We start from the raw sequence: 18,671 nt of genomic DNA, 5'->3' as shown, positions 1-18,671 counted from the left end.
TATGAACCACCTTATCGCCTATCTCTTAAAAGTAATCCTGTGCTCCGCTATTTTCTTTGCCTATTACCGGCTGGCGCTGCGCAATAAAAATTTTCATCCCTATAACCGGTTTTACCTGTTATCCACCGCTATTCTCAGTGCATTACTGCCCCTGCTACATATCAGCATGTTTGATTTTAGCAGTGATAATGAACGGATGCTGGCCTTGTTTCAACTGATGGGCAGCGGTCAGCTACTAGACGTTGTGGTCACCACAGGCCCAAAGCCGATTAACTGGGAGCTGGCCCTACTGCTGAGTTCCTTAGGGGTTACCTTGGTTTTAATCTGCCTAATAATGGTCAGGATTTACCGGGTATTTAGTATTAAGCGGAAATTTCCCAGAAAAACCGTGGATAACATCAACTTTATCAATACCAATATTGAACAGGCACCCTTTTCCTTTTTAAACAATCTATTTTGGAGAAAGGACATATTGTTATCGGACAGCGTGGGAAAGCAGATCTATCAGCATGAATTAGCCCATATTCAGCAAAAACACTCTTTGGATAAGCTACTTATGCAGGTTTTATGTGCTGTTTTCTGGATGAACCCTATCTATTATTATATGCAAAGAGAGCTGGGCCTCATTCATGAGTTTATGGCGGACCAGAAGGCCGTTGAAGAAGGGGACGCCGAGGCTTTTGCCAGGATGCTACTGGCCACACAATTTAGCGGATTCCGGTTTGAACCGGCACATTCGTTGTCTTATTCATCTATTAAAAAAAGATTACATATGATTACCAATAGTCATAAACCCAAATATAGTTACCTCAGACGGCTTTTATTCTTGCCGCTGCTCTTTACGGTAACTTTCGTATTTGCGCTTAGAGCGCATCAAAATAAAATCGCTGATCAAACAGCAGATTTACAGGCAATGGTCAACGCCCAAAAAGCAGATGATTTAAAGTTGATTGAGCCCGGTCAAACCAAACAAATTATGGCGGGTACGGTTACTTTTGCAGGAGCAGATTCTACCAGGCCCAATGATACGACTAAAATAAAATTTACTTCGCCAGATAGGCCAGCGCCGCTGATTATTGTAGATGGCCAGCAAATGCCGTCTAGTTATTCTTTGGATGATCTCGATGCGAGTGACATTGAAAGCATGGACGTCCATAAGGACAAAGCCACGACCAGTAAATATGGTAAGAAGGGTATAAATGGCGTTGTCGTCATAACGACCCGGCATGCCGCCGCCAAAGCAAACAAGGCAATTACCGTTGTGGGCTTTAAGAAAGGGGACACTACACACCGGTTTAGTCCGCCCAAAGTGGTCAAAGACGAACCTGTTGACGTGGCATCAACCCCCAATGAAATTACCGTAACCGGTTATAAAACTACTGACAAGCCCAACAATGCAATTGGAGTATCAGCAGGATCTGGAGGATTTAAAACCCAAAATGCCCTTTTTATCGTTGATGGCATAAAGACCAACAAAAAAGAATTGAAAACCATATCACCAAATGACATCGCATCCATTTCTGTATTGAAAGACGGTGCTGCTACGAAAGTTTATGGCCAGGACGCTGCAGAAGGTGTCGTTATTGTCCAGACAAAGGCCTATGTTAAGCAGCATCCTGAACTCCAGCCAAAAGGTACACATGTAGATCATGAAGCTAGTTTTCCAGGAGGGCCGGAAGCCTGGCGCAAATTTCTGGAAGTTAATTTAAGGACAAGAATACTTGTGGATAATAATGCACCAGCTGGCACTTATCCGGTCACTGTTTCCTTTTTAGTCGACAAACAAGGGAACATTTCAGAAGTCAAAGCTATTAATCAACCCAAAGAGGATTATGGAACGGGAGCCGAAGCGGTACGCGTGATTAAACGCAGTGGCAAATGGTTACCGGCCACCATAGATGGTAAGCCCGTTGTTTTCCGACAAAAACAAAAAATCATATTTAAGGTAGCACAGTAAGCCATAAATTCTATTCTTCTCCTCTAAAATTCATGGGATTCAGTAAAAGGATAATTACTGGATCCCATTATTTTTTTGCCACTTCAGATTCATTGTCTCTTTTCTTGGGTTGAAACCACCGCCTTTAGGCGGAGGCTTAAGCTCAAGAATTGGCTTGAAAAATAATTGTAGTTTTTTATGCTAAATATTTGCGTATACTAAAATAATTATCTATATTTGTCAAAGATATCGTAGTTGTAGCACAAATAAAGTTAGTTCCTGATCGGGAGCAATTTGGTCTGTTAATGGAAACATTAACGGCAATGAACCTTGCCTGCAACCAAATATCAGCGGTGGCTTTTGATAACCAGTGTTTTAACAGAATAAGGTTGCATAAGCTAACTTACTACGCTATACGGGAGGATTTTGGACTTAAATCACAAATGACCATCCGGGCTATTGGTAAGGTTGCAGATGCATACAAGGTTAAAGCCAAAAAGGCTACAGGTCCAATCGATTCCCAAAGAACCTTCAGATTAAAAGGGGCGGTAGCATTTGACTGTCGTATGATCAGCTTTGCTCTCTCCAGTGATAGCCTAAGCATTCTTACGCTCGAGGGAAGGCAAATAATGAAATTCGAGGTTGGAGATAATGCCCGTAATTTGGTGGCATTTCAAAAGGGAGAATCAGATTTGTTTTTTCGTAACGGTCAATTTTTTTTAAATGTCAGTTGCGATATTCCAGAACCCGAATTAATAGATCACGAAAATGTGATCGGCGTGGACATGGGCATCAATCAGTTAGCGACATTATCTACTGGCGAGTCTTTTGATGGCCAGAAGACTGAAAAGGTACATAAAAAAAACCAAGCCAAAAGAACTGGTCTTCAAAAAAAGAAGACCCGTTCTGCAAAAAGAAAATTGAAAAAAAACTCTGGAAAAGAGAAAAGGTTTAAAAGGAATGAAAACCACATTATAAGTAAAAGAATAGTGGACGAGGCCAAACGCACCGGATCTGCAATAGCGTTAGAAGATCTAACAGGTATTCGCAGACGGCAAAGGGTTCGCAAGAGCAGGCGTTCCAGGTTTTCTGGTTGGGCATTTCATCAATTACGCCAATTTATCATCTATAAGGCTAAGCTGGCCGGCGTACCTGTATTTTTGGTACCGCCAGCCTATACTTCCCAAAGATGTCATAAATGTGGACATATTGAAAAGGCAAACCGGAAAACTCAAAGCGAATTTGTGTGCTGCAGCTGTGGTCACGGTGACCATGCGGACAAGAATGCAGCATTAAACATCGCCGAATTAGGCTGCAGTCAATCAGCCCATGGTCGCATTGTCGGATTTATCCGACAGTAGTGACAAGCCCTCGCCTTCTAGGCGAGGGTATGTTGACTTACTTTTAGAACCAGGTCGCTGTATTTAACTGTAAAACAGTTTTAATAAAGGGGCTTGAAAAGTGTCTTAACGAATACGCAATTATTTTAACATGGTTTTTTACCAGGTGGGTTTGGCTTAGTATTTGATTATATCATTTTTGTTGTTAATTTGTAACTTATTCGGACATGGTGATAAACAACATAATCAATCACATCTAAACTAATACATTATGGATAGCAATATTCTGAACTATGCGAAAGATCTTTTAAGCGGAAATTTTACAGATGCCGTAGCCGGCAAACTCGGTGAAAGCCCTGAGTCTGTAAAAAAGCCGTTTCTGCGATTATTCCGACCATTTTTGGTGGTATCGCACATAAAGTAGCCAACGAACCTTCCTTTTTATCAACTGTTGTCAGTGAAGCCAAAAACATTTTCACCAACCACTCTTTATCCGATCTCTCAGGATTTATAACAGCGGATAAAAAAATGCAGAATCAACACAGTCCGGCTCTTTTGTATATGACCTTTTTGGCGGCAAACTACATGGTATATTGGAAAAGATTGCCGGCTTTGCAGGCCTTAAAAATGAGCATGTCAGAAATTATTTGATACTGCCGAGATTGGTGTTTTAGGAAGTATCGGCAAACATGTTACAGAAGAAGGCGGCTCTGAAGCGTCAGTAAGCTCCTTTTTGTCAGATCACAAGGCAGCATTTTTAAGTGCCATCCCTGCGTCTTTAGGTTTTGGCAGCCTGCTATCCGGCGTGCACGACGTCCAGCAACCAGCGCCGCATACAGCGGCCGCGCATTCAGATGCACATTATCATGATAGCCACCCTAAGGATCTTTCCAAAGGTGACAATCGTTTTTTTATCCCGCTCATATTAACCATTATTATCCTGGGTTTGATTATCTGGCTATTCAGAGGATGCTGGGGAAATGAAAAAGTGCATGATCATGTTATTGGTAGCCACCAGGATACCACCACTGCCACAATCTCCACACCGGCAGCAGATGCAACAGTGGGCACATTAGATACGGTAACGGGCAATTATATCTATAACACCGGTGATCTGACCACCATTGCTTTACCCAATGGAACGAAGATTGAATCAGTGGGTGTAAACAGCACGGAAAACAAGCTATTCAAATTCTTAAATGATGCGAATGCCCAGGTGGATACAGTGGATAAAACCAAAGGCTGGATCTCCTTTGATCGTCTTTACTTTAAGACCTCAAGCAGTGAACTCACCGACGAGTCTAAAAAGCAATTAAACAATATCTCACTGATCTTAAAAGCATTCCCGAATGCAGCCATTAAACTGGGAGGTTATACAGATAACTCCGGCAATGCGGAAAGTAATCTAAAATTAAGTACAGAGCGCGCCAAAATAGCTCAATCAGCACTCATTGCCGATGGCATCACTGCTGACAGGGTTGCAGCTGAGGGTTATGGTCAGGAGCACCCAATTGCAACCAATGAAACTGCTGAAGGCAAGGCGCAGAATAGGCGTATTGACCTGAGGGTGACTAAAAATAAGCAAATAAGCAAGGATTCTGGTCCTTGACTATTGTAATCTTTATAATAAAAAGGGGCTTCCAGCCCTTTTTTGTGCCTAAAACATAGAAAAATAGCTGATTTATCGTAATTTAAGCTCAATTTATACTGTTTACCGAAAGTTTGCCGTCATTTAGCGAAAAGGGCTTTTTAAACCTATGAAAGGCTGGTAATTTTGTTTTATAAAATCTTGAGAGATGGAAAACGAAGAAAATAAGACCTGGGCGCGACCTGAAGTGGAAAAGAAAACCGAGGAGGAAAGAGCGCAGTATGAAGCCATGTTTCATACCAAGGTAAGCCATAATAAAGCCCTTATTGGGATTTTTATTGTTATCATAGGGGTGGTATTGCTATTAAAACAAATCCCCGCTATTGGGGGTTACTTGCCTGACTGGCTCTTTACATGGCCAATGATCCTGATCGTTATCGGCGCATTCATCTTTTTAAAAAACGGCTTCGGAGGATTACCTCCCATTATTATCGGCCTGTTTTTTCTGTTAAGGGAAGAAAATATACTGAGTGATCAGGTACGCAATTATGCATTACCACTATTAGTCATCCTGATTGGTCTTGTCTTTATCCTTAAAAGAAATCATCATCCGGATTTCAGACGGGCACATATGCGCAGACGTTTCAGGGGCCGAGGAAGATATGATAGAGAATGCACCTTTAGTAATTGGGACTCCGTTGATAAGAGCAGCGAAGATTTTTTAGACGTTAACTCCATTTTTGGGAGTGCAGAAAAATCGATGTTTACAAAATCCTTTAAGGGAGGCAACATTAATTGTGCCTTTGGAGGTGCCAAGATCAATCTCACCCAGGCAGACATAGAAGATAAAGCCGTTCTCAATATCTCTGTGGCATTCGGAGGTGCGGAAATCACTGTACCTGCCAACTGGCAAGTACAAAATGATTTGACTGCCATTTTAGGTGGCATTGAAGATAAACGAAGAATGACCGTTATGGACGACCACAAAAAGACACTGATTCTCAGAGGTGGCATATTTTGTGGCGGCGTTGAAATTAAAAATTAAGGTAAATACTAACAACCTATGCCCATCAATGTCAACAAACTAAATATCAAACTAAGCACGCTGATACTTTTGTTTACGCTAGCCGGTGGACAGTTTCTATGGTTACATTTTACTTTTCATATTGAGCCCCTGATCGCAGGCGTGGATAGCCTGGGCGCTTATTTTCTGATGTATGGCCTGGTTTTATTTATCCGGTATAGTCCGGTTTTCTATATACCCAAATACATCAAATATGGTATTATAGAGATCCCGAGTTTTATCCTGACCATGCTCTGGGTCTATTTTAGCAAGCATGCACTCCTTGAGTTCTTTGATCATAATCAGCTCTATGTCGATTCCTGGGATAAAACGATTATTGGCAGGATCATCATTGGATGGTTATTATTAAGTATGGCAATTATCTGCCATTTGATTCTGGCAGAATTAAAAAAGGCAGAAGAAGCAGTAAAATTGCAGGAGCAAGCAGAAAACTTACGTAAAGAGGCGGAACTTTTTAAACTAAGACAGCAGTTGCAACCGCATTTTCTGTTTAATAGCCTGAATTCCATTAATGCGCTGATCAATAAACAGCCTAAGGATGCCAGAACCATGGTGCAGCAACTGTCAGACTATTTACGGAACACCTTGAAAAAGGAGGATGACCGGTCCGTTTTATTAAAGGAAGAGCTTTATGACCTGCAGCTATATCTTTCTATAGAAAAAGTCCGGTTCGGGCACAGGCTAAAAATAACGGAAGATATGCAGGTTCACAATGAAGCCACAAAGGTTCCACCGTTTTTAATACAGCCACTGGTAGAAAATGCCATTAAATACGGACTTTACGGCACAACCGGCGAGGTAGCCATTACCATTTCCGTGAAGACTTTTCAAGGAAATCTGATCTTTAAGATCAGTAACCCCTATGATAAAGATGGTGTTACGGTGAAAGGAACAGGTTTTGGCCTGGAATCGATCAAAAGGAGACTTTACCTGCTTTTTGCCCGTAACGATCTTTTGAAAATTGAGAAGCTGACCCTTAAACAGGATGAGCATACCGCAGCTGTTCATCTTTTTGTGGCCACGCTGATTATACCCATTGAATACACAAAGGATTAAGGATTTAAATTTTTACATATGCGCACAATTATTATCGACGACGAACCATTAGCCAGAAGCTTACTCATTGAGCTTTTGGAAGATCATAAAGATATTGAAGTTATTGCTCAGTGCAATGATGGATTTGAAGGCTTAAAAGCCATCCAGGAATTGCAGCCTGAACTGATTTTTTTGGATATACAAATGCCCAAGATTACCGGCTTTGAAATGCTGGAACTTTTGGATAATCCACCAAAAGTCATTTTTACAACAGCCTACGACGAATTTGCATTAAAAGCATTCGAGGTGAACGCTCTGGACTATTTATTAAAACCCGTACACGCCGACAGGCTTTCAGGTGCTCTTAGCAAAGTCCGTAACTACGCCCAAGGCACGAGTCAACTCTCTAAAGACCAGATTATACCCCAGCTGCCTGAACAAATGCAACGTATCGTTGTAAAAGTGAATGGTGAGGTCAAAATTCTGCCATTACAAGAAGTTTTCTACCTGGAGGCTGCTGATGATTATGTCAAAATACACACTGCCGACAAATACTATCTGAAACACCAGACCATGAGTCATTTTGAGCAGCATTTACCGGAACATCAGTTTGTAAGGATTCACCGCTCTTATTTGGTAAATATTCAACATATCCACAAGGTGGATTTGTATGAAAAAGAGCAGTACTGTGTAATCCTCAGAAATGACGTCAGGTTGCAGGTCAGCAGAACGGGTTATACCAAATTAAAGGCGGAACTTGGATTCTAATATTAATTGTATTGAACCGCTTATCACCGAAAAATTATTAAACAATGGAACTCGCACATAGATTAAGCACACTTAGAAAAGAAAAAGGTTTCTCTCAACAAGAGCTGGCTACCTTAGCTGGCACACATCCCAATGTCATTGGCAAATACGAACTTGGCATGGCCCTTCCCTCTGTAGATATGGCTGGGAAACTGGCACATGCCTTAGATGTCTCCATAGACTACCTGGTCGGTAATATTGAAATAAATGTAGATAATACTTTGCTCGATAAGATTAAATCCCTTCTTAAATTACCAGAGGATGTCAAGCGCTCAGTAATGCATACTTTGGACAATGTGCTTTTAAAAGCCACAGGCAGTATTGCGTAGAGAAATCTAATTTAGGTTTTTGTTTTAAAAAGGCCAATTGAATACAATTGTATCTCTAAAACGTAAGTTACGCTCTAAATTTAATACTATTGTATCCTATTCAAAGTCATTTAGCCGCCATTAATTTGCAGCATCAAGTCTAGTTTTCCTGCTTAGCACGGCAATAAAAGCCCTTTTAAATAAGATGGCCGGTTAAATTTCAAATTTTAACCGGCCATCTTATTTAACCTATATTTTATTAATAACTAGGCATCTGCTCACCCTGCAATCCAGGATTATCATCAATCATACCATCAGATAAGGGCATAATTTCCATTTTGTTTTTCTTTGCCCCTTCAAACAGCCCGGTCACCCATGGCGCAGTTGATTCCAGCGGAAAATCTCCTGCTCCCGCAGCAGGGGCACCTGTAAACATATCCAGTAAAGTATAACCTGCAGCTGTAAGTGAATCAATCACCGTCTCGGAAGGTTTTGCCTTGTACCCAATATAAGGCACTGCCACTACAGGATCATTAAAATCTGTCGCCTTTTTCAACTGATAAGCCCTATAGACATCAATATTGGCATAGCGGCCGGTTTTATTAGCCATATCCAGAACATTTTGTCTGGCTGCCGTAATCGTATCATATAGCACGCCCCAACGCACTAGATCTGTTCTCCTAAGCCCTTCAAAAGCGAGTTCCAATTTACGCTCTTCGATTAGGGCACTTTTAAAGTCTGCATAATTACTGGGTATTGCTCCGATTTTGCTTTTGTCTCCACCAAATGCACGCGTTCTCACCTCAGTCAATGCCTCTTTTGCTTCACTGGTGGGACCATCATATAACTCATTTTGCGCCTCAGCATACATTAAAAGCACATCCGAATACCTTAGCCATGGCCAGTTGATATTTCTTTTATTGACGGCCGCACCGTTATCTAGCATCCAGGTCGCCCTAAATTTGCCGATCCGGTTATTGCCATATGGATTTAGTTGCCTTTCATTGTCTGCTGTAACACTATAGTTGGCAATGGAAACGTCCCTGCGCTGATCACCGGGTCTGTAATCAAACCAAAGGGTTGGGATGGCAGCTATTAATGGAAGCGCTTTTTTATATATCGAACTGGAATTGGTAAACATCCCATTGGTATAACCTATACCACCGCCGTTAACATCATTGCCATATTGCCCGTATTCCAACATCGTCTCGTTGTCATATTTACCCTGGACCAGATTCCTGAATACTGTTTCAAAACTGGGTAAAAGCGCATTCTCCCCTTGTTTGATCACTTTATCCGCAGCGTCAGAGGCAATTTGATATAACTGCTTAATTTTACCCGCATCCGCTCTTTTGGATAGCTTGACGCTCCCAGCAGCATAAGTATTCAAGTCCCATCTCAGCGAATAGCCGGCAGCATATAAAGCGACCCTCGCCAAAATGCCATAGGCAGAATTCTTGGAAAATCTTTCTGGTGTGCTAATCATGCCTTCACTATACCAGGGCAGGAGCTCAACTGCCTTTTGAAGATCCGCAATACAACCGTCATATATTGTATCTCTGCTGACTCTGGAAGAATACATGGAGGTATCCGCGGCAACCGGGATCGTCCTATAAGGCACATCTCCCCAATACCTGACCAGGTTAAAATAACTCATGGCGCGGATCGCATAACACTCACCCAAAAGCATATTAATCTTCTTTTGTTCAGCCTCATCCTTGCCTTTCATCTCTTTTAAATGGCTAATACAAACATTGCTGTATTCAATCCCACTATACATAGAATTATACGTATCTGAAGGAACCAAAGCTGAGCTATACTCAAAATTAGATAACAGCCATTTAGAGCCCCCGATACCTTCTGAGGAAATGGATGCATCATTACCATCTCCCAACCGGCAATAAATATCCCGGTTGAAGGTTTTGGCATAGGCTCCCAATACCGCCATTTCTGCAGCACTTACGGTGGCAAATGTGGTCTGGCTATCAAATGCACTAGGATTGGGCATATCCAGCCACTTTTTGCATGAGACAAAGCAAGTAGCTAAGGCGATTATTATAAGATATAGTGTGTTTTTATATAAGGATTTCATCTTTATTATTTATGGATTAAAAGGACAAATTAACACCGGCCACAAAACTTCTGGATCTGGGATAGGCAGAATCATCCACCCCGTTTCCAAGGACACCGTCAGAAGACGCCACTTCAGCATCATATCCCGTATATTTAGTAAATGTGTGCAGATTATGCACCGTTGCATATATTCTCAATCCCTGAATTTTTAACTTAGTTAAAAACTGTTCAGGGAACCGGTAACCCAGTGTAATTGTATTTAAGCGCAAAAAGGAACCGTCTTCTAAAAAGTAATCAGAAAAAACGGATGTTCCATTGTAATTATTTTGCGGATTGACACTCCACACTGCCTTCGGATCATGCTGGCCTGGATTTAAGGCCGCAAGCGTGGCAAGATTAGTGGTTTCTTTGCCAGTGCTTGGATCTATTAATCTAAAACGATTATCCATGATTGCCAGTGCATCCTGATTGGGCAATCTTGGTCCCAGAAACCTTTGATTATTTTCGTTAAACACCTGATTTCCATAAGAGAAGTTCATAAATATACTTAAATCAAATCCTTTATAAGTAAAGGTATTGGTCATACCTCCTGTAAAATCAGGAGAAGAATTACCAATCACTGTACGGTCGTCTGCGGACCAGACAGGGTTTCCATCGTCATCTGTATTGCCGGCCGTAGCCCCAAGTTTGATGTCACCGGGTTTAATCTGCGCTGTGCGGCCTTTTTCACGAGGGACGCCGTCCTTTAGACTATAGGTCCCATCACTGTTTTGTGTAAAATCATCCGTCGTATAGATACCATCATATTTGTACCCATAGAACTGACCAAGCGGTTTACCCACTTGGACAATGAATGCTCCACTATAGTAAGTGCTATTGTCATTGGCCAGAGAAAGAACCTTTGATCTGTTAAAGGACATATTCAGGTTGGTCGTCCAGGTAAATTTTTGCTTTTAATATTTTGTGTATTCAAGGAGAATTCAAACCCGCTGTTTCTAATCGCACCTATATTTTGATATTGGTCAGAATAACCTGTGGAAGTAGGAATACTCGCTTTCAGCAACAGGTTTTTGGATTCATTGTTATAATAATCAGCGGTCAGGCTGATCCGGTTATTCAAAATGGCAACGTCCAGTCCGATATCTTTTGTACTGGTTTTCTCCCACTGTACGAGTGGGTTAGCCAGGGTTCCACCTGGAACCAGTGTACTGACCTCCTCATTGTTAATCGCGTAAAAACCTGCTCCATAAGATGTAACATACATGTAATTGCCAATATTGCTATTGCCGGTAGTGCCTATTCCAACACGCAATTTTAAATCATTGAAAAGGTTGTTTCCCTTCATAAATTTTTCCTGGGAAATGCGCCAGGCTGCAGACATGGAAGGGAATGCGCCCCACTGATGACCAATGGCAAACTTTGATACGCCATCCTCTCTAAGTGTTGCAGTTAACAGGTACCGCTGATCATAATTATACATCACACGTCCAAAGGCAGAAACGGTCCTGGCTTTACTTAAACCCGAAGACTTCGCATATAGATTGGTCGCCATGCTTATATTATTTAATCCAAAATTGTTTTCATTGAATCCATCATAGGTATTGCTTGAGAAACTACTCTCAGAAGCATTGGTCTGTTGCCCGAGTAAGGCAGTGATATGATGTAACCCATAAGTCTGCTTCCAGGTTAGTGTATTGGTGATCTGCCAGGTGTTGCCTTCACTATTACCAATCCTGCCATATGGGCCTCCGTGCGCTTCAATTACATTGGCGGTGACACCATCATTCCAGGTGGTGCTATTGGTCTGGTTCCAGTTGTAACTTCCCTGAGTTCGCCAGGTCAGATTATTTAAGATATCAATATTAATCCCAAAATTGGCGGTAAAATTTCGTCTTTTGCTAATCTGTGTATTGGTGTTATTGAAGATTATCGGGTTATAAGCATCATATTGCGGATCTGTTTTGCGCATGGAGTCTGTCAGATCCATGGTAATTAACTGTTCATCAGTGAATCTTACACCGCCTGTAGGTGGCTGTAAAATACTCATCCTTAGCGCACCCCCTAACGAACCGCCGCCTTCGACCTTACGTTCATTGAAATTTGCATTGAAATCTACGCTTACCCGTTTATTGATCTGGTGATTAATTTTGAACCGAAGATTATATTTCTGATAGCCATGCTTTGATAGGATGCCATCCTGGTTCATAAAGTTGCCATTTAAAAGAAACTTGGTTTTGGCATTGCCACCTGACATAGATACACTATGATTTTGCATTACAGCAGCATCCCCAAATACAAGGTCCTGCCAGTCAATGCCAGGACTCCCCCCATAGGTGCTTTGAATATACTGGGACGCATTTGTATAAAAATCCGGATCATTTAGATTCCCGCCAAAATTAGTCACCCAATCCTTTAATTTTCCCTGCAATAATTGGTATTCATATTGATAGCCAACATACTGCTGCGGATTCATTAGCTTTAAAGGATGCGTTAGTTTTTGGACATCTACATAACCATTATAAGAAATTTTTGTTTTTCCGGCTTTTCCTGATTTTGTCGTGATAACGACAACGCCATTAGAACCTCTGGCGCCATAAATAGCAGTAGCAGAAGCGTCTTTCAAAACAGTTATCGTCTCAATATCATTGGCATCAATAGAGGTCAAATCACCGCTTTCAAATCCATCTACTATATATAACGGGGCTATACTCTGCGTAATGGATGTTCCACCTCTAATGACCACGTTAATATCTGCACCCGGTGCACCACTTTGGGTGACGACATTTACACCTGGAATCTTTCCTGTAATAGCCTCCGCGGCCGAAGTTACAGGAACCTGTTTTATATCATCGCCTGATACTGTTGCAATGGATCCCGTCAAATCTTTCTTTTGACTGGTTCCATAACCAATCACTACGACATCATTAAGTGCATCATCCGTTGGAATTAATTTAATATCAAAGCTCCTTTTTTCACCAATGACAACTGTCTGCTTTTCATAACCTACAAAAGAAAAGGAGAGCAGCTTATCTGACGATCCAACAGTCAGCTCAAATTTGCCGTCTTTGTCAGTGATTACGCCTTTTGAGGTGCCCTCAACAAAAACATTAACTCCAGACAACGGCACCGTTCCATCAGTGACGGTACCGGTTAAAGAAATTTGATTATTCTGCGCAAATCCCTGACCAGGCACAACCCATAAAAAGCAAAAGGTCGCACACAATAATAGTAAAAATCGATTTTGCATTAAGTCACATTTAAATTACAAATGATAAGATTGGTTCGTAAACGCCTTAGCTGACAATTCAGTGTTATTGCTAACGTTTATTCGTTTACAAAACTATTCCTTAGAACTCGTAGAACTATCCTGTACCATGCTGCTCCACCTTGTTTTATAACAGGTTATGCAAATAATATATAATTATTCAAAAATTATTTATATGTAGACAGCTAATTTGATGTACAAGTAAAGAAAATTTGTAAATTATAAAAATGACAGTATTTGCCATAATTGAAAATGGCAATAATTAATTTGAGGCATTGCTTAGCTGCGTATTATTCCATTTTAAAATACATTTTAAACTTTAATCGGGTCAGTTAAATAGGTGCACAAAAAAAGTGTGTTCTGATAAAAAATATCAGAGCACACTTTAAACATGGATAGAAACATTAAGCTTATTTTTTCCCGTGCGTTGGCCCTGTCCAGTTGTCTGACCTAAATGGTGCGGCTGGCACTCCTGAGTCATTGGTCAAATTCGGATTTTGGGGGTTGTTATTAAATGCATACCTGACCGCTACAGGGTTTTTCACGTCCTCACTCCAGACACGCACTTCGTTTTTATTAATAATTTTGGCTTTAGCCCAATACCATTTATGGTCAGTGCCTGCGAGTGCAAATGACTCAGGCTCCGAACCGTCAGTTGTTTTTAGTCCGGTTCCTGTAATATCAAAATCAACAACCATTGCACCGTTTTTAGTGACTGCCTTTATAAACCTGGGACCAGAGGGCAGTATTGGTGCATTATACTGCGTTGCCAAGGCCCACCTCAGCATTCGCTCACCTACAATTTGTTTGTTGTGCGGATGGATATTGTGCGCCTCACCTGCATCAATTAACACAATAAGGCCGGTAGTTTTAAGACTATCTGCAGTGCGCCTTTGTGCATCCCTTAAGAAACTCCAGGCGCCATCTGTTGGTTGGGCCACTTTATCCCTATAATTTGGTAACTGAATAATCCCAAAGGGAAGTTGTTGATTCCACTTATCGCGCCATGCCTTTATCATTGTAGGCAATAGAACACCGTATTGCTCGGCGCGGCCTTCATTATTCTCTCCCTGGTACCAAAAACAGCCTTTTATTTTATAGGGTATTAAGGGAGCAATCATGGCATTATAAATAGATGCTGTCGGCCTATAATCCCGAAGCGCTTCAGGTTGATGCGGTGCTTCTTTTGGTTTTTTGCCTGCAGCTTTTTCCTTTTCCGCATACTTTTTCCAGTCTGTCAGCTGCTTGGCATAGCTTATTTGTACATCCGCTCGCTGACTTGCCCACAGGGTATCCCTATCAATACAGGGCTGAAGTTCTGGGATTCTTAAATAGGCCTGCGGTGTCCAGGCCTCGGCTTGTGATCCGCCAAAAGAGGCATTAATAATACCAACGGGAACTTTCAAGTGTTTTGTTAATCCAAGGCCAAAATAGTAGCCGGCAGCGGAAAATTCCTTTACCGAGTTTGGTGTACAAGGTTCCCAAACGCCTAATTTACCGCTGGTATGTCCAAAGGCGTTGGTCCTGCTTACATTAAATAAATGCAACTGCGGATAATTAGCAGAAGCAATAACCGAATCCCCTTTACTGGTCATAGATAAGATCAATTGCATATTGGACTGCCCAGCACACAACCAGACTTCACCTACCACGACAGCCTTTAAATGAATACTATTGATGCCTTGAATCATCATCATCCGGCCTTCTGAGCTTGCCTGCATGGGATCCAAATAAATCACCCAATTGCCTGACATATCCGCTTTTGCCTCGTGTTGCTGACCTGCAAAGGAAACCTTAATAGCTTCACCTGGTAATGCAGTACCCCATATAGGAACAGCGGCCTGCTGTTGCAACACCATGCCGCTGGATATTATATCTGGCACTTTTACAAATCCATTTGCATGTGTGACCAAAAAGAAAATCCCAAGAAATATACCTAACTTTTTCATTTTTACACTCATTAATTGTTTTAAGGGCAAACCGATAAAGATAGGTTTGTCCTTAAATACAATGCTCATTTATCATTTAATTACGCCATGGCATTTTCATAAAATTCTACTTCAATAATACCCAAAAAACCTTTCTTATCAGAACCTGCAGCACTTATTCCATCGCCCAGTTTCTTTCCGTTAACTTCGCCTTCTATATTATCCTGGGTTTTTGTATTCCCAATTAGGCTGATTCGTACCTTACTGCCCTTCACTGGTGTAACTGGAACGGAAAAATAGCCCAAATTCCTTTGTGTAAGTCCTTTGAATACCTCCTTATCATCCACCTTAATGGATATGGGATATTGTTTGGTCCGAAAATTATTCAATTTGATATCTACTGCCCCAATCATGGCCGTTCTTTCCAGATCGAACTCAATCCAAGCAGTCTCCAGTTTCCCGTCATTTGACCAACCTGTTCTTTCATTATCATCATAGCACAGATGCGCTTGCTCTTGGTTCGCTCCTGCAGTTACTTTTGCAACACCAACAGGTAGGCGGCTGATCTTATAGGAAGGCGTAGCAGGGGTAGCGCCTCTACTTAGATGGCCGTCCAGGCCATCGGATGGCAGGTGCCCGGTAAGGCCCCCGATTACTTTAATTTCTTTGGAATCGAACTCTATTTTCCCTGGTTTTAAGCCATCGGACTTTGCAGTCACGCTGATTTTGCCTGCAGTTGGTGTAGAGCGAATAAAGACTCTGTTTACCCCACCTTCAACAGGTAATGTACTTGCACCAATATAATTATCCGGACCAACAGCTATACCGCCTCTCCACTGTGCAGGCCCATCCAGTTTAAATTCAATCATATTTAAGGCTGTCGGGCAGCGGTTGCCTCTATTATCTACGACTTCGACTTCCAGTAATTGTAAATCATGCCCGTCCGCTAAAAATTCAGTAGGTCGCTCTACCAAGGTTAGTTTAATAGCAGTTGGTTCACCAACCGTTTCCAGTTGATGGGCGCAAATCACTTTGCCACCTTTATCATAACCCTTTGCAGACAATGTGCCCTGCGCCCATTTGATATTTTTAAAAGAAAATAAAAATTCATTACTGCGCTGACCCAATCCAAGGGATTTGCCATTTAGAAATAGTTCAACTTTGGGCGCCGTTGCAACGACATAGATATCTTTCACAGTGCCTGCTTTATAATTCCAATGGCCAATTATATGCAACCCTTGCTTTTCGGTATCAACCCAGCCGTCCCACATCACTTGATTGGCGTAAAAATTCTGCTTTTTTATTCGCATGGAATCCACTTCACCACTGGTCCTGTAATTCTCCTGCCCTCTATGATGGGTATTGGAGTCAGCAAATACGATATTTACGCCTCCTGAACTAACCCTGCGACCAGTGCCTGGCCGAACTTTCCAATACTCATACCAGCGAACAACGTCTTCAATCGCATGGGACTCCATATTGTGATTATACTCAGGAGCCGGCTTTCCTCTATATAACGGCCCATCGCCATCTTTATGGTAGGGTGGGGTATAATTATCCCAAAATTTTCTGACTCCTTCATCTCTTGAGTATTCCATTTCCCAAAGAGGCTTAGTCGCACTTTTATCAATATATAGCATTTCTCCTCCATACTCCGCGACCTTACTATCCAGCATTTCTCTGGCTCCTATGGCTCTTCCGCCATGGGGGTCATATTTATCCCGAATATCTTTCATTTCCTGCATTTGGCTATCCATAATGCCTTTATTGCCACATTCGTAGAAAATAATACTGGGGTTGTTTCTATTATAGATAATCGCATCCCGCATAACTTCTTTTCGTTGCACCCAACGGTGATCCTTAACATCACCTTCGGAATCCCCCGCAGGCATCGCCTGCATTAAACCCACCCGGTCACAACTTTCAACATCTTGTTTCCATGGAGTCACATGCATCCACCGAACCAGATTGGCATTGCCCGCCACCATTAGTCCATTACTATAGTCACTTAACCAAGCGGGTACTGAGAGTCCAATAGAAGGCCATTCATTAGTAGTCCGCTGCGCATACCCATGCACATTAATGACCCTGTCATTTAAATAGATCATCCCATCTTTAAAAGCAGTCTTTCTAAAACCAGTTCGAGTAGTAACTGTATCAATAATAGCATCTCCTTGCTTGACGAGCGTCTGTACATCGTATAAATACCCATAACCCCAGCTCCAGAAATTTAAATTTGTTACAGGAGCAGAGGCATGCAGAACAACAGTCTCTCCAGCATGAGCAGTCACTTTGTCGCCTTTAAAGCGCTTTACTACTTTTCCGGATCTATCTGTTACCACAGATTCTAAATATAGCACCTTTGATTCAGCACTTTCATTTTTAAGCTCAGAGGCACAGTGAATAATTGCCGAGGCTGCCGGTATATCAAAATTATCCGCATAAACGTATACGCCTGTTGTTCCTAAAGAGGAATAAAGCGGTAAGGTCTGGTAAACTTCAGGTTTTACATGAATATAGATATTCTTATTTAGGCCCCCATAATTGGCATAGAAGTTCTTATCATTCCACTGATATCTAGAATTAGTTGCCTGCTCCCTATAATCCCAGCTGTTATCGGTTTTTACGGCCAGTACATTTTCTTTATCCCCAAAATGTACATGATCCGTTAAATCAAAGCCAAATGCCATAACACCATTCTCGCTTTTACCAATCAGAGTGCCATTCAGGTAAAAAAAACCAGCTTGCCTTAATCCTTCACATTCCAAAAAAATCTTTTTGCCTTTAAGTGATTCAGGTAGCGTAAAGTGTTTTCTATACCAGGCAACACCTGTAGGAAGGCTGGCGATATCCACTTTAAAGGCAGCATCCTCATTCCAGGCATAAGGCAAGGTTCTGGGTTGCCAGCTGCTATCATCAAAGGAAACTTGAGCACTCTGGGCATTATCCCCGACAAAGACTTTCCAGTCTGAATTAAAATTCAGCTTTACAGAAGTCGCCGAAGCCAAATTCTTTTTTAAAAATGCTTCTGCTGCATTGCCATAGGAATTACCACGAAATAAATTTCTGGAAAACACACGGGGTGCAATTGCCAGTGGTGCTAACCCTCCCAATAACCGAATTGCCTTTCTTCTGGATACACTCATAGATGTAGATATTAAAGCGTTACAATAGAATTTCTGATTTTCAAGCGCAGATCTACTTTATATAACCTTAAAATAATAATTAAAACGGTAAAAAGAGTGCTCCCGCAAAACCACCGGGAACACTCGCCCAAACCACCATATACACTTTTATTCTTTATAAT

13 protein-coding genes are annotated in these 18,671 nt (G+C 41.6%); 8 read left to right on the top strand and 5 right to left on the bottom strand.

Going from position 1 to position 18,671, the window contains the following annotated elements; translation table 11 throughout:
• Position 1: 1 nt before the first annotated feature.
• The 8 genes from FSB73_RS09700 (at position 2) to FSB73_RS09670 (ending at position 8,119) form a co-directional block, all read left to right on the top strand.
• Positions 2-1,957 carry a M56 family metallopeptidase gene (locus tag FSB73_RS09700; RefSeq protein WP_158639483.1) on the top strand — a complete coding sequence of 652 codons (1,956 nt, stop codon included), beginning with the start codon at positions 2-4 and terminating at the stop codon, positions 1,955-1,957.
• Between the two features lie 212 nt (positions 1,958-2,169).
• Entirely contained in the window at positions 2,170-3,297 is a 1,128-nt protein-coding gene (locus FSB73_RS09695; protein ID WP_317132873.1) for an RNA-guided endonuclease InsQ/TnpB family protein, read from the top strand.
• Positions 3,298-3,547: 250 nt separating this feature from the next.
• On the top strand, positions 3,548-3,700 hold the full coding sequence (locus FSB73_RS23240; protein WP_158639482.1) for a hypothetical protein: 153 nt from the start codon (positions 3,548-3,550) through the stop codon (positions 3,698-3,700).
• 309 nt (positions 3,701-4,009) lie between these two features.
• Complete coding sequence (locus FSB73_RS09690; protein WP_225974676.1) at positions 4,010-4,885, top strand: OmpA family protein; 876 nt, start codon at positions 4,010-4,012, stop codon at positions 4,883-4,885.
• A gap of 187 nt (positions 4,886-5,072) precedes the next feature.
• Entirely contained in the window at positions 5,073-5,909 is an 837-nt protein-coding gene (locus tag FSB73_RS09685; RefSeq protein WP_146781356.1) for a LiaF transmembrane domain-containing protein, read from the top strand.
• An 18-nt stretch (positions 5,910-5,927) separates the two neighbouring features.
• Positions 5,928-7,004 carry a sensor histidine kinase gene (locus FSB73_RS09680; RefSeq protein WP_146781354.1) on the top strand — a complete coding sequence of 359 codons (1,077 nt, stop codon included), beginning with the start codon at positions 5,928-5,930 and terminating at the stop codon, positions 7,002-7,004.
• Between the two features lie 18 nt (positions 7,005-7,022).
• Positions 7,023-7,751, top strand: coding sequence for a LytR/AlgR family response regulator transcription factor (locus tag FSB73_RS09675; RefSeq protein WP_146781352.1), 729 nt, complete (start codon positions 7,023-7,025; stop codon positions 7,749-7,751).
• Between the two features lie 44 nt (positions 7,752-7,795).
• The gene (locus FSB73_RS09670) at positions 7,796-8,119 is read left to right on the top strand and encodes a helix-turn-helix domain-containing protein (RefSeq protein ID WP_146781350.1); all 324 of its coding nucleotides are present in this window, start codon (positions 7,796-7,798) and stop codon (positions 8,117-8,119) included.
• A 238-nt stretch (positions 8,120-8,357) separates the two neighbouring features.
• On the opposite strand, the gene FSB73_RS09665 is transcribed toward FSB73_RS09670, so the two are convergent.
• The 5 genes from FSB73_RS09665 to FSB73_RS09650 form a co-directional block, all read right to left on the bottom strand.
• On the bottom strand, positions 8,358-10,106 hold the full coding sequence (locus FSB73_RS09665) for a RagB/SusD family nutrient uptake outer membrane protein (RefSeq protein WP_225974675.1): 1,749 nt from the start codon (positions 10,104-10,106) through the stop codon (positions 8,358-8,360).
• Positions 10,107-10,206: 100 nt separating this feature from the next.
• Positions 10,207-11,091, bottom strand: a complete 885-nt coding sequence (locus tag FSB73_RS24675) for a SusC/RagA family TonB-linked outer membrane protein (RefSeq protein ID WP_225974674.1) — start codon at positions 11,089-11,091, stop codon at positions 10,207-10,209.
• Positions 11,092-11,093: 2 nt separating this feature from the next.
• On the bottom strand, positions 11,094-13,418 hold the full coding sequence (locus FSB73_RS09660; protein WP_225974673.1) for a SusC/RagA family TonB-linked outer membrane protein: 2,325 nt from the start codon (positions 13,416-13,418) through the stop codon (positions 11,094-11,096).
• Between the two features lie 428 nt (positions 13,419-13,846).
• Entirely contained in the window at positions 13,847-15,385 is a 1,539-nt protein-coding gene (locus tag FSB73_RS09655; protein WP_158639481.1) for a sialate O-acetylesterase, read from the bottom strand.
• 80 nt (positions 15,386-15,465) lie between these two features.
• Positions 15,466-18,510, bottom strand: coding sequence for a DUF4982 domain-containing protein (locus tag FSB73_RS09650; RefSeq protein WP_146781344.1), 3,045 nt, complete (start codon positions 18,508-18,510; stop codon positions 15,466-15,468).
• Between the last annotated feature and the right edge of the window lie 161 nt (positions 18,511-18,671).

Origin of the sequence: Arachidicoccus ginsenosidivorans (assembly GCF_007971385.1) — a bacterium.
GTDB lineage: Bacteria > Bacteroidota > Bacteroidia > Chitinophagales > Chitinophagaceae > Arachidicoccus > Arachidicoccus ginsenosidivorans.
This window is presented reverse-complemented; position numbering and strand designations above follow the sequence as displayed.

What these genes read in the sequence shown, in the direction of transcription:
- FSB73_RS09700 (WP_158639483.1), top strand. Translation starts at nt 2, where the DNA reads ATGAACCACCTTATCGCCTATCTCTTAAAAGTAATCCTGTGCTCCGCT.
- FSB73_RS23240 (WP_158639482.1), top strand. Translation starts at nt 3,548, where the DNA reads ATGGATAGCAATATTCTGAACTATGCGAAAGATCTTTTAAGCGGAAAT.
- FSB73_RS09685 (WP_146781356.1), top strand. Translation starts at nt 5,073, where the DNA reads ATGGAAAACGAAGAAAATAAGACCTGGGCGCGACCTGAAGTGGAAAAG.
- FSB73_RS09680 (WP_146781354.1), top strand. Translation starts at nt 5,928, where the DNA reads ATGCCCATCAATGTCAACAAACTAAATATCAAACTAAGCACGCTGATA.
- FSB73_RS09675 (WP_146781352.1), top strand. Translation starts at nt 7,023, where the DNA reads ATGCGCACAATTATTATCGACGACGAACCATTAGCCAGAAGCTTACTC.
- FSB73_RS09670 (WP_146781350.1), top strand. Translation starts at nt 7,796, where the DNA reads ATGGAACTCGCACATAGATTAAGCACACTTAGAAAAGAAAAAGGTTTC.
- FSB73_RS09665 (WP_225974675.1), bottom strand. Translation starts at nt 10,106, where the DNA reads ATGCCCAATCCTAGTGCATTTGATAGCCAGACCACATTTGCCACCGTA.
- FSB73_RS24675 (WP_225974674.1), bottom strand. Translation starts at nt 11,091, where the DNA reads ATGTCCTTTAACAGATCAAAGGTTCTTTCTCTGGCCAATGACAATAGC.
- FSB73_RS09660 (WP_225974673.1), bottom strand. Translation starts at nt 13,418, where the DNA reads ATGCAAAATCGATTTTTACTATTATTGTGTGCGACCTTTTGCTTTTTA.
- FSB73_RS09655 (WP_158639481.1), bottom strand. Translation starts at nt 15,385, where the DNA reads ATGAAAAAGTTAGGTATATTTCTTGGGATTTTCTTTTTGGTCACACAT.
- FSB73_RS09650 (WP_146781344.1), bottom strand. Translation starts at nt 18,510, where the DNA reads ATGAGTGTATCCAGAAGAAAGGCAATTCGGTTATTGGGAGGGTTAGCA.